Here is a 12,544-nt window from a genome sequence, read left to right on the forward strand (position 1 = left end):
AAAAGGACTTAGCCCTGTACAATACAGAACTAAATCCTTTGCTTAAATTAATTGTCTAACTTTTTGGGGTCAGTACAAAAATCCTAATCTTTTTTCTTTTTTATTTGATTTTTTTAGCTAGCATGGTCGCGAAGCGTAGTTGAATACGATTTCCATTCTCATCGCGACGGTGCAGATGGCCTGGATTTTCATTGTACTTAACCAATTCCCAGTCCTTGTAGTAGTCTGCCAGTTCCCCTTCTTTAAAAGTGAATGGGAAGTTAACCGAGCAAGGATAATCCTCCGTGTCCATGGCACAGACGATAAGATTGTAGCCACCAACAGTGGTGTGCTCCTGCATGTTTCGGATAATAGCTGGAATACGGTCCGCTTGTAGAAACATGAGAACAACAGTTGATACGATAAAATCATAGGCTTGACCAATGCTGGCTGAATTGATATCGTAAAGACCAACAGGCGTGTCCAAATCTTCCTGTTCCACAATGCTTTGTAAGATTTCAAGAGCCAGTTCATTTTGATCTACAGCTGTCACATCAAATCCTTGCTGGGCCAAAAAGAGGGAATTACGGCCCTGACCACAACCCAAATCCAAGGCTTTACCCGGTTTCACTGTCTGCACTGCCTCTAAAACTTCTGAATGAACAGGATTGGTATTGTATTTCTTAGGGAAATAATCCTCAGGTTTACAATAAAATTCCAAGTACCACTCTACATCATCTGTGGCAGCCTCCACTCGGTGCCATGCTTGTGGTTGCGCCATGGGGTTGTCGGCCCCTGCTTCAAAGAGGTACTCAGCTAAAACCTCACCATCCTCTGTCAATTCAATAAACTTGAGAGTTCCTTTTAAAACAGTAATCTTGCCCCAAGTCCCAACCTTGGTATTGTGTTTCTGCTGAACAGCCTCTGGCATGGTTTCTTTAGTCCACAAAGGCATACGTTTATAGGCAACTAGTTTTTCCATTTTCATTTCCTCTTTTTATCGCTGATTAACAGCTTTCATCACACGCGCGATGTCGCGATTTTGCTCACGTCGTTTGATAGACTCCCGTTTATCATAGTCATGCTTCCCTTTAGCTAAACCTAAAAGGAGCTTAGCATAACCATCTTTGATGTAGACTTTTAGGGGAACCAGGGTCATTCCTGTTCCTTTAGTCTCTTGTTCTAATTTTTGGATTTGTTTCTTATGGAGCAGGAGTTTACGACGACGTTCTGGTTCTTGGTTCCAGATATTGCCCTCTTCGTAAGGAGCAATATGAACATTGCTCAACCAGACCTCCCCATTTTTTACTTGGGCAAAGCCATCCTTGAGATTGATTCGAGCAGCTCGAACGCTCTTGATTTCAGTTCCAGTCAGGACCATTCCTGCCTCTAGCGTATCTACGATTGTATAGTCGTGGCGCGCCTTTTTATTTTGTGCGACGACCTTTCCCTCGCCCTTTGCCATGCTTGGCTCCTTTCTTAGCTACTTCCTTGTAAAAAGGTTTCTTCCCTTTTTTCTTCTTGTCTTTTTGTGAATGCTTGCGCTTATCATTTGAGCGTCCTGATTTTCTCTTGTCTTCCTTCTTATCTGAATGACGACTTGAACCACGCCCTCTGTCACTACGACTAGACTGTTTCAAGCCTTTTTCAATCACATCAAATTTACTTGGAATGTAAGAGAAATCAATCTCCCCCGTCATCTTGTCAGCTCTTTCAACCCGAATGCGAATCTGCTGACCTACACGGAAGGTTGTTCCTGATTTTTCTCCACGAAGGGTCAAATCACGTTCATTAAAATGATAAAATTCAGGTAGATTTGTGATGTGAATCAAGCCTTCGACTGTATTTGGTAATTCAACAAAGAGACCGAATTTAACGATACTAGACACAACTGCATCGTACTCTTCACCCACGTATTCTTCCATATACTCAGCCTTTTTCATGGCTTCGACTTCACGCTCAGCCTCAATGGCACGACGCTCGCGGTTGGAAGACTGGGTCGCAATCTCTGGAATCACTTGCTCAAAATGCTCGGCTATTTCCTTAGAACGGCCGTAATCCCGAATCATACGGTGAACTAGAAGGTCTGGATAACGGCGAATCGGGCTGGTGAAGTGAGTGTAATAGTCGGCAGCAAGTCCATAGTGGCCGTGATTGTGCTCTGAATAGCGAGCCTGCTGCATGGAACGGAGAAGCATCATAGACAATACATCCGCATAAGGCTCTCCCTCAACAGTACGCATGATGTCTTGAAGCGCCTCCTGGCTAATCTCACTGGCAGTCCCATAAATCCGCAAGCCAAAACTTGAAGCATAATCAATAAACTTCTGAACCTTTTCAGCCTTAGGCTCCTCGTGAATTCGATAGATGAAAGGCAAATCCAACTTGCTAAAATGCTCGGCAACTGTTTCATTGGCCATCAACATAAAGGATTCAATCATGCGCTCGGCAATACCACGCTGACGAAGAACAATATCAACAGGCTTACCTTGTATATCAACCAAAATCTTGGCTTCATTGGTATCGAAATTGAGAGCTCCACGTTTCACACGCATGTTTTCTAAAATTTCATGGAGCTTGGCCATAAGTTCTATACTAGGAACAATTTTCTGATACTCTTGTCTCTTTTCCTCGTCACCTGCTAGGATATCATTGACATCACTATAGGTCATACGGAAGCTTGTCTTGATAACCGTTTGTGTAATGGTGTAATTGACTACACGACCATGTTTATCAATCTCCATAATGGCAGACTGGGTCAGACGGTCAACTTGAGGATTGAGAGAGCAAATTCCATTAGACAGTCGTTCTGGAAGCATTGGAACCACTCGGTCTGTTACATAGACTGAAGTCGCGCGGTTAAGAGCTTCCTTGTCAAGGGCAGAACCTTCTGTCACATAGTAGGAAACGTCTGCAATGTGAACTCCAAGCTCCAGATTCCCATTTTTCAAGGCCTTGATATGCACCGCATCGTCCAAGTCCTTGGCATCAGCACCGTCAATGGTAAAGGTAATCTCATCTCTTAGATCCAGACGACCTTCCATATCCTTTTGAGACGGAGCATCCGGCACACTTTCTGCTTCCTTGACAACAACTTCTGGAAATTCTGAGACAATGTCCATAGACTCCAAAACCTCAAGGACATCAATTCCGACATCCGTTGAATGCCCCACCACATCGAGGACACTCGCGACAAAGAAATCATGTTTCTTGCTTGGGTATTTGTCGATAAAGACCTTAAGAACTTCTGTTCCTTCTAGTTTAAGGGCAGGTTTCTTAACATAAATCAGCTGGCTAATTTTCTGGTTTTTAGAACGGATGTAGCCGGCATACTTAGGCTTTTCCTGATCTAGAACGATTTGTCCAACAACGGTTGTCAAACTGTGTTCTAGGATATCGATAATCTTGGCTTCCGCTGCTGTTCCCTTGTTGCGATCAGCGACTTTCTTGATGACGACCTCAACGGTATCGCCATCAATAGCATAATTGACATCATTTTTTCCTACAAAAAGGTCGTCCTCTTCCCCTTCCAGACTGACAAAACCAAAGCCATTTTTATGGGCATGAAAAATCCCCTTGAGAGTAATCTCATGTTTTTTCTTGGCTTCCAAAGCCAGACTGCCATCTTCCTCAAAGCGTATCTGGTGCTTTCTTTCCATTAGGGACAAGGTTTTAATCAACTCACGAAAATCCTTGGAACCGTCTTTTCCCAAAGCCTGAGCCAAGTCATTGACCGTTACCTTTCCCTTATCTTTCAAATATTCTTTTATTCTATCTTTCATATTTTCTTTCTAGATTTTTTAATTTTCTTTTACTGTAAAACCTTTTCAAACATCCTTTAAAAATAAAAAGAGGCAAAGACCTAGTCCTGCCCATTATTTTCTTATCTACTTGATAATACCGTCAATGCTAAGGCAATGGCTAGCCAGAAAAAGACTAAAATCCCTGTCAAACGCTGCATTACAGCTTCAAAACCGCGTGCTTTACTGCGTTCAAACAAATCACCTGAGCTGGCATCAAATACATTGCTGGATTGGTTTTTGGTTGGTTGCATGAAAATCGCAATCACAATCACAACAGATAATACTAATAAAATGGTTAATAATAGGTTATACATATCAAACTCCTTAAAATCCTTATTATTTTACCATAAAATCTACTTAGATTCAAGATGTAGGGTTACTTTTCTTTCCTTGGGACAATACTTTAAAACCTCGATCTTGTCTGGATGGGTTTTTGAATTTTTACTGGTTAGGTAATTGATACTGCCACAAGAGGAGCATTTGAGATTAATTTTTACTCGCACTAGATTTCCTTTACTTTTAATAATGTTCGAAATTGAAGCAGGTTAAAGAGACAACTAAAGGCAACACAAAGGCTTGTCGCATAAAAGACTGCATGGTAGCCAAATTGACCTGCTACTGCAGAACCTGCCATAGGCCCAACGACACCTCCCAGATAAAAGAATACCTGATTGAAGGCAAAGACCCTCGAAATGCCAGCTTTGGGTGTCATCTTGCTGAGTAGGGCATTAATCCCAGGAATCAGCGCACCGGTTCCCAAGCCAAAGAGGAAACGATAGAGTCCTAGTTGAAGGGGACTAGATGCATTGGCACAGAGGAGATAGATGATAACTGAATAAAACTGGGCTACAACCAAGAGACGATGATTGCCCACCTTGTCACCTAGCTTACCCATGACTCCTGCACTCATCATGCTGGAAAAGCCCATGCTGGACACAATCAAACCAGAGACAAAAAGAAGATTCTCTGTCTGCCCTAAGTCGCGTACATAAAGAGCCAAAATAGGGCCAATCGATTGGGCTGAAAATTGGATGACAAAACTGGTTAAAAAGAGATTGACCAAAAGATAAGGATATTTGACCGATGTAAATAATTCCTTTGTTGGAATAGCCTTTTCCTTGGCTACTGGTTTAAAATCTTCCTTAATAAAGCAAATAGTCAAAATAGCAGCTAAAAACAGAAAACTACCAACCAGTAAGAAAACCGTACGAATTCCAAATAATTCTGCGATAAAGCCACCAATAAAAGGACCAGTTAGAGTGCCTGCAACTACACCTGTAGACAAAGTACCTAAGGCAGAGCCTGATTTCTCCTTGGGAACCTGACTGGCTATCAAGGCTGTTGCATTGGGAACAAAACCTGCAAATACACCATTCAGTAAACGAAGAAAGATTAACCAATAAATATTTGGGACAAAAGCCAAGCCTCCCATAGTGATAGTCATGGCCAGACCAGCACGAATCATCATGGATTTTCGACCGTATTTATCGGCAAGAATACCCCAGATAGGAGAAAAGAGCGCCGCAGAAATAGCAGAGACAGAAATAGCTAAACCTGCATAAAAAGCGACTTGCTCACTCCCTACACCCAGATTTTCCACAAAAATGGGCATAAAGGGCACAACCAAAGAAATACTGGCTCCTGTCAGAAAATTACCAAACCAGGCAATACGCAAATTATCCTTCCAGTTAATCTCTGTCATCTTTTGCACCTCCCTCAAGTAGGGAGACCACCTGAGTAAGAAGCTGGTCCTGATTTCCATTGTTATCTAAAACATGACTAGCCAAATCTTTCTTTTTCTCTAAAGGCCACTGGGCTGCCAGACGAGATTCAGCTTCATTTTTGGATAGCTGATCCCTTTTCATTAAACGTTCCACTTGGACATCTCGGTCCACATAGACCAACCAAGTCTCATCAAACCAAGAGACGTAGTCCTGCTCAAAAAGCAGGGGAATATCCATGAAGAAAATCTCTTCTGTCTGAGCCAATTGCTCACTTAATGTAGCTAGTTCCTCACGGATAATCTTTCCTTGGATTCGCTTAGACCATTCCTGTTCTTCAGGAATTGAAAAGATAAGACTAGCTAGGATAGGGCGATTAAGTTCTCCGTTTTCTAATACAATTTCTTGACCAAAGTGCTGGACTAGAGCTTCAAACAGACGACCACTAGGTTCCTGTAGTTGGTGGACGACTGCATCAGCATCCACCACTTGAAAGCCTTGCTTTCTTAGAAAATTTGTCACGGTTGACTTACCAGAGGCAATTCCCCCAGTGATTCCGATGATTTTTCCCATCAGCCCCTCCTTTGGCACTGAGGACAAAAGTGAGTTCCTCGTCCGCCTAGTTGGATTTTCTCAATGATGGTACCACAACGTGAACATTCTTGACCAGCCTTGTCATAGACCTGATGAAAATCCTGCATGGTCCCATCTTCCCCAAAGGCATTGGTATAGGTCCGAATGGTGGAGCCGCCTTTTTCAACAGCCTGGCCCAATACAGCAATGGTCTGGTCATGAATAGCTGTCGCTTCTGCTGCTGTCAAAGTCTGGGAAGGTCTAGCTGGATGAACCTGAGCTCGCCAGAGAACCTCATCCACATAGATATTGCCAAGTCCAGCTACCAAAGTCTGGTCTAGGAGATGGGATTTGATAGGCTTTTTAGACTTAGCTAGGGTAGCTTGAAAGACCTGCAAATCAAAGTCTTGTTCGCTTGGTTCAGGACCTAATTTTTTAGAAATAAAGTAGGTATCCAAAAGGTCAGGAGACAAGAGTTCCATAGTACCAAACTTGCGTACATCCTCATAAACAAGCGTTCCACCGTCCTCAAACTGAAAGAAGACATGGGCATGCTTGCGTTCAGGTACTTGGTCTGGATAGTAAAAATACTTGCCCTCCATCCGCAGATGGGAAATCAAGACCTTGTCTGTCAGGTAGAAAATCAAATATTTGCCACGACGTCCCATTGAATCAATAATCTGACCAGGCACTTCCTTTTGAAACTGATCCAAATCCGTTTTAATCATCTTTTGATAACGAATTTCTATACTCGAAATCTTCTTTCCTAGAATCAATTTTTCTAAGCCACGACGAACGGTTTCAACCTCAGGTAATTCAGGCATAAGTCCTCCTTCTGTAAAAACAAGAAGCAGGCATGAGCCCACCTCTACTTAATATTCTTTTTCATTATAGCCAAAGTCAGCCAAATCTAGCTTTTTATCGCGCCAGTTTTTCTTGACCTTTACCCAGGTTTCTAGAAAGACCTTGTCTCCTAGCATGAGTTCAATATCACGACGAGCCATGCTACCGATTTTCTTAAGCATAGCGCCACCTTTACCGATGATAATCCCTTTTTGGCTATCGCGCTCGACCATGATGGTTGCACGGATATGAACCTTGTCTGTCTCTTCATCTCGTTTCATAGAATCCACAACTACTGCAACAGAATGCGGAATCTCTTCACGAGTTAGGTGCAAGACTTTCTCGCGAACCATTTCTGAAACCAAGAATCGTTCTGGATGGTCTGTGATTTGATCAGACGGGAAATATTGGAAACCTTCATCTAGATTTTCACTCAAAATATCCACTAGACGAGAGACGTTATTTCCTTGAAGGGCTGAGATTGGTACAATTTCCTTAAAGTCCATTTGATTACGGAAATCATCAATCTGAGACAAAAGCTGATCTGGGTGAACCTTATCGATCTTATTCACCACCAAAATCACTGGTACCTTGGCAGCCTTGAGACGCTCGATAATCATATCATCGCCCTTACCACGCGCTTCATCAGCAGGCACCATGAAAAGAACTGTGTCTACTTCACGAAGGGTACTGTAGGCAGACTCAACCATGAAATCTCCGAGAGCCGTTTTAGGCTTGTGAATCCCTGGCGTATCGATAAAGACAATTTGCTCCTTATCGGTCGTGTAAATTCCCATGATTTTGTTGCGCGTTGTCTGCGCCTTGTCACTCATGATGGCAATCTTTTGCCCCATGACGTGGTTTAAAAAGGTTGACTTCCCAACATTGGGACGTCCTAAAATGGCTACAAAGCCTGATTTAAAAGTCATAATTTCCTCTTACTGTTTAAAATAATAAATCCCAAATCCGTGGGAGAAAAATCAATGCGCCTGTTATAGCTGCGAAAAGAGAGACCACTAATACCGCACCAGCTGCCATATCTTTGGCATTTTTAGCCAGCATGGAAAAGTGATAGTGACTGGCCAAATCCACCACATTTTCAATAGCAGAATTGATAATTTCAAAAGCTACTACCAAGAAAATGCTCAATAGGAGAAAGAGCCATTCGATTCGTGACACCTGAAAAACAAAACCTGCGAGGATGACGAGAAGAGCCGTCACTGCATGTTTTCGCATATTGCGTTCTTCCTTGATAGCAGTAAAAATCCCTGTGATGGCAAATTCTAAACTGGCTATCAGGTCACGATTTTTCCATTTTCGTTTATTGTCTTGTGAGTCCATAGGCTGTCAAAATTTCTTCTTGTAAACCGAACATCTCCGCTTCTTCTTCTGGAGTGTAGTGATCATAGCCGTTGATATGTAAAAAGCCGTGTACTGCCAAGAAGCCCATCTCACGCTCAAAGCTGTGGCCATATTCCTCGGCCTGCTCATGAGCCTTATCAATAGAGATGAACAGTTCCCCAATATAGGCATCAAACTCAGACATCATCTCTACCAATTCTGGATTGTCAAGCAAATCCTCTTCGTCAAAGGCAATATCCAACTCTGGTTTATACTCAAGACTGATGACATCTGTCGGACGGTCGGTGTCACGGTACTCCAAATTCAGTTCATGACTACGCTCATTAGTCACAAAGGTGACTGCCATTTCCTTGTCTTCTTTTCCTAATTTTTGGGCTGCAAATTCCAAAATTTCTTGGGTTTGTTGCAACATTTCTTTTGAAACTTGACCAGTTTCATCTACCATTTCAATATACATGTGCTTCTCGTTTCTCTTTACTTGGCTTTATTATACCACATTTCCATGATTTTATTCTACCTTTTTGATATAATACTATGGAATACAATCACAAGGAGAGAACGATGTCATTTGACGGATTTTTTTTACACCACATGATTGAGGAATTGCGAAGAGAGTTAGTGAATGGTCGCATCCAGAAAATCAATCAGCCTTTTGAACAAGAGTTGGTCTTGCAAATCCGTAGCAATCGCCAAAGTCATCGCCTGCTCCTTTCTGCCCATCCAGTTTTTGGACGCATTCAGCTGACCCAAACGACTTTTGAAAATCCAGCTCAACCTTCCACCTTTATCATGGTTTTGAGAAAATATTTGCAGGGTGCCCTGATTGAGTCGATCGAGCAAGTGGAAAATGACCGTATTGTGGAAATCACCGTTTCCAATAAAAACGAGATTGGAGACCATATCCAGGCTACCTTGATTATCGAAATTATGGGCAAACACAGTAATATTCTACTGGTTGATAAAAGTAGCCACAAAATCCTCGAAGTCATCAAACATGTTGGCTTTTCACAAAATAGCTACCGCACCTTGCTGCCTGGGTCTACCTATATCGCTCCGCCAAGCACGGAATCACTCAATCCTTTCACCATCAAGGACGAGAAACTCTTTGAAATCCTGCAAACACAGGAAACAACAGCTAAAAACCTTCAAAGCCTCTTTCAAGGTCTGGGACGTGATACGGCAAATGAATTGGAAGGCCTGCTGATTAGTGATAAACTGTCTACTTTCCGTAACCTTTTCAGTCAAGAAACCAAGCCATGCTTGACTGAGACTTCCTTCAGCCCAGTTCCTTTTGCAAATCAGGTGGGAGAGCCTTTTGCCAGTCTTTCTGATTTGTTGGACACCTACTATAAGGATAAGGCTGAGCGCGACCGCGTCAAACAGCAAGCTAGTGAACTCATTCGCCGTGTTGAAAATGAACTTCAAAAAAATCGTCATAAGCTTAAAAAACAAGAAAAAGAGTTACTGGCGACAGACAACGCTGAAGAATTTCGTCAAAAAGGGGAATTGCTGACAACCTTCCTCCACCAAGTGCCTAACGACCAAGACCAGGTTATCCTAGACAACTACTACACCAACCAACCTATCACGATTGCGCTTGATAAGGCTCTGACTCCCAACCAGAATGCCCAACGCTATTTTAAACGGTATCAGAAACTCAAAGAAGCTGTCAAATACTTGACTGATCTGATTGAGGAAACTAAGGCAACCATTCTCTATCTGGAAAGTGTAGAAACCGTCCTCAACCAAGCTGGACTGGAAGAAATCGCTGAAATCCGTGAAGAATTGATTCAAACTGGCTTTATCCGCAGAAGACAACGGGAGAAAATCCAGAAACGCAAAAAACCAGAACAATATCTAGCAAGTGATGGCAAAACCATCATCTATGTCGGCCGAAACAACCTACAAAACGAGGAGTTAACCTTTAAAATGGCTCGCAAGGAGGAACTTTGGTTCCATGCCAAGGACATTCCTGGAAGCCATGTTGTCATCTCAGGCAATCTTGATCCATCCGATGAAGTCAAGACAGACGCGGCAGAACTAGCCGCCTACTTCTCTCAAGGTCGCCTGTCAAATCTGGTTCAGGTAGATATGATTGAAGTCAAGAAACTCAACAAACCAACTGGTGGAAAACCCGGCTTTGTCACCTACACAGGACAAAAGACCCTCCGTGTCACACCAGATCCAGAAAAAATCGCATCCATGAAAAAATCCTGATTTTACTTGAAATCAGGATTTTTAACTTATACTCAATGAAAATCAAAGAGCAAACTAGGAAGCTAGCCGCAGGTTGCTCAAAGCACTGCTTTGAGGTTGGAGATAAGACTGACGAAGTCAGCTCAAAACACTGTTTTGAGGTTGCAGATAGAACTGACAAAGTCAGTAACCATATATAATCCAAGGCGACGCTGAAGTGGTTTGAAGAGATTTTCGAAGAGTATTACTACTCACTCAAATCATATCCAATTATAGGACTAATCTTTGCCACCTAGTTTCTCATTGATTTTCATCATCACACTAGCAATTTTTTCGCCCCAATAAGGGTCAGAGGCATATTCCACATTCATACCAGACGCCTTATTTCCAAGGAAAGTTCTACCCCTATCGATATAATTTTCCTTAATCCACTTGCTTGCACCTAAAATTCCCTTATCTACATCATCAAATGTCTTGGCAGAAAGGTAAGGGGTCGTATCATAGGCTGTAATTCCAAAGAAATTATTCTTATCTTTGGCAATCTTGCTACGTCCCCAGTCGCTTTCTAGGGCACTATGGGCAAGAAGGTAAAGGGCATTGATATGGTAATGTTCTTCGGCTTCCTTAAAGGTAGCTCCCTTATTTTCCAAGAGGCTATTGTCAATATTTAACAGATTAAATACCTTATCCAAATCTTCAGCACTATAGTTTGTAGCCTCTGTCAAATCTTTAAAAAGGAAGGGATTTTCAAGCTTAAAACCATCAAAATGCAGCCCATCTGCCGAATAATATTTCTTGCCTACTTCCATATCAGAAAGATGAGAAGCTACTGGGATACTAGCATTCTGAGCCACATAGTGATAAAAACGATGTCCATCACTCTCATAATAAGGGATAAAGTCCTTGCTGGCATCTAGCGCTTGTAAATCTTCTGTTTTCATATAGCCTGACAAACCAGAAATAGTAATAGCCAAGCGCTTGTCATCACTTTTTCTATCCTTATCTAGCCATACGACACTACCTTGCGATATATAGGACAGCTTTTCACCATCTGCATTATAAACATTTGCTGTGACAGGTACTACTTGATAATAAGCAGCATTTTCATTTGTAGCTTTTTCTCCAAGCCATTTACCATCGCTTCCAAGCTGATAACCATCTACTGTCTCATTTTTCGCCATGTAGCCACCGGATTTGAAGTAGTACCAGGCTTGACTTTTAGAATCGTATAACCATTCTTTCTCAGTCATTTTCCCATCAGATTTTAGGTAAAACCATGACTCCTTATCCCAAATCCATTCATTGGCTGCCATATAGCCACCGGATTTTAGATAATAATAGTGACCATTTTCGAAAATCCATTCTTTCTCAGCATGTTTTCCATTTTCTTTGATATAAAACCAAGATTGGTATTGTTTGTCAAAAAGCCAACCTTGCTGTACTTTGGCACCACTAGCATTCACATAAGCCTGGTCAATCCACTGACTTGTTAGCAAATAACCACCAGATTTGAAATAATAGTCCTTGCCCTTGATTTGGAGCCATTCTTTCTCTGCGTGTTGTCCATCTGCTTTTATATAAAACCAAGCGTCGTATTGAGAATCATAGACCCAGTCTTCTATTACTTTGGCACCTGTTGCACCAACATAGGAAGTTCCTACCCAGGCATTTCTTTTCATCTTTCCATTTTGGTCAAGATAATAGAAGGCTCCCTTGTCTTCTACCCATTCTGATTTTGCCATATAGCCGCCAGATTTGAGGTAAAAATAGTCGTCACCTTGCTTTAGCCATTCATTTTCAGCATATTTGGCATCTTCTTTTATATAAAACCAAGATTGATAGTGAGCATCAAAAACCCACTCATTGGCTGCTTGACTCCCATCTGATTTCAGGTATTGTTTTCCTTGCCAAGTACCATCACTAGCCATTGCACTCTCTGGTCTGGCTAAGAAAAATAGTAGGGCTAAAAAAATAAATCTTACTTTCTTCATAAACTTTCTTCCTCTGTTCTTTCTATTTTATTGTATCAAAATTCTCTATAATAAACATTACAAACTGATAAAAAAT

The 12,544-nt window shown here is 41.9% G+C and carries 13 protein-coding genes; 1 reads left to right on the forward strand and 12 read right to left on the reverse strand.

Annotated elements, in window-relative coordinates:
- Positions 1 to 100: 100 nt before the first annotated feature.
- From tehB to ybeY, 11 genes are all read right to left on the reverse strand, one after another.
- A complete protein-coding gene (gene tehB / locus OCF95_RS01780; protein ID WP_261104760.1) occupies positions 101 to 961 on the reverse strand; it encodes an SAM-dependent methyltransferase TehB in 861 nt (286 codons plus the stop codon).
- A 15-nt stretch (positions 962 to 976) separates the two neighbouring features.
- A complete protein-coding gene (gene smpB / locus OCF95_RS01785) occupies positions 977 to 1,444 on the reverse strand; it encodes an SsrA-binding protein SmpB (protein WP_001051750.1) in 468 nt (155 codons plus the stop codon).
- The gene (gene rnr, locus OCF95_RS01790) at positions 1,407 to 3,761 is read right to left on the reverse strand and encodes a ribonuclease R (protein WP_261104763.1); all 2,355 of its coding nucleotides are present in this window, start codon (positions 3,759 to 3,761) and stop codon (positions 1,407 to 1,409) included. The genes smpB and rnr overlap by 38 nt, the downstream gene beginning before the upstream one ends.
- Before the next feature lie 101 nt (positions 3,762 to 3,862).
- The gene (gene secG / locus OCF95_RS01795; protein WP_000282517.1) at positions 3,863 to 4,096 is read right to left on the reverse strand and encodes a preprotein translocase subunit SecG; all 234 of its coding nucleotides are present in this window, start codon (positions 4,094 to 4,096) and stop codon (positions 3,863 to 3,865) included.
- Positions 4,097 to 4,135: 39 nt separating this feature from the next.
- Positions 4,136 to 4,285: a 50S ribosomal protein L33 gene (gene rpmG, locus OCF95_RS01800; protein ID WP_001809104.1), complete on the reverse strand. Its 150-nt coding sequence runs from the start codon at positions 4,283 to 4,285 to the stop codon at positions 4,136 to 4,138.
- Complete coding sequence (locus OCF95_RS01805; protein ID WP_023947226.1) at positions 4,285 to 5,484, reverse strand: multidrug efflux MFS transporter PmrA; 1,200 nt, start codon at positions 5,482 to 5,484, stop codon at positions 4,285 to 4,287. Before OCF95_RS01805 ends, rpmG begins: the two co-directional genes overlap by 1 nt.
- The gene (coaE, locus tag OCF95_RS01810) at positions 5,471 to 6,076 is read right to left on the reverse strand and encodes a dephospho-CoA kinase (RefSeq protein WP_261104764.1); all 606 of its coding nucleotides are present in this window, start codon (positions 6,074 to 6,076) and stop codon (positions 5,471 to 5,473) included. Before coaE ends, OCF95_RS01805 begins: the two co-directional genes overlap by 14 nt.
- Positions 6,076 to 6,900, reverse strand: coding sequence for a DNA-formamidopyrimidine glycosylase (gene mutM / locus OCF95_RS01815; protein ID WP_261053946.1), 825 nt, complete (start codon positions 6,898 to 6,900; stop codon positions 6,076 to 6,078). Before mutM ends, coaE begins: the two co-directional genes overlap by 1 nt.
- A gap of 48 nt (positions 6,901 to 6,948) precedes the next feature.
- Entirely contained in the window at positions 6,949 to 7,848 is a 900-nt protein-coding gene (era, locus tag OCF95_RS01820) for a GTPase Era (protein ID WP_000143264.1), read from the reverse strand.
- A 16-nt stretch (positions 7,849 to 7,864) separates the two neighbouring features.
- Positions 7,865 to 8,260, reverse strand: coding sequence for a diacylglycerol kinase family protein (locus OCF95_RS01825; protein WP_261053945.1), 396 nt, complete (start codon positions 8,258 to 8,260; stop codon positions 7,865 to 7,867).
- Positions 8,241 to 8,738 (reverse strand): rRNA maturation RNase YbeY, encoded by a 498-nt coding sequence (gene ybeY, locus OCF95_RS01830; protein ID WP_261053944.1) that lies wholly within the window; start codon positions 8,736 to 8,738, stop codon positions 8,241 to 8,243. The genes OCF95_RS01825 and ybeY overlap by 20 nt, the downstream gene beginning before the upstream one ends.
- Positions 8,739 to 8,842: 104 nt before the next feature.
- On the opposite strand from ybeY, the gene pavA reads away from it, so the two are divergent.
- Positions 8,843 to 10,498: an Rqc2 family fibronectin-binding protein PavA gene (gene pavA, locus OCF95_RS01835; RefSeq protein WP_261104768.1), complete on the forward strand. Its 1,656-nt coding sequence runs from the start codon at positions 8,843 to 8,845 to the stop codon at positions 10,496 to 10,498.
- Positions 10,499 to 10,755: 257 nt separating this feature from the next.
- Here pavA and OCF95_RS01840 read toward each other — a convergent pair whose 3' ends face one another.
- The gene (locus OCF95_RS01840) at positions 10,756 to 12,468 is read right to left on the reverse strand and encodes a glucosaminidase domain-containing protein (RefSeq protein WP_153193282.1); all 1,713 of its coding nucleotides are present in this window, start codon (positions 12,466 to 12,468) and stop codon (positions 10,756 to 10,758) included.
- Positions 12,469 to 12,544: the final 76 nt, after the last annotated feature.

This window comes from Streptococcus mitis, assembly GCF_946188615.1.
GTDB classification, from domain to species: domain Bacteria; phylum Bacillota; class Bacilli; order Lactobacillales; family Streptococcaceae; genus Streptococcus; species Streptococcus mitis_BZ.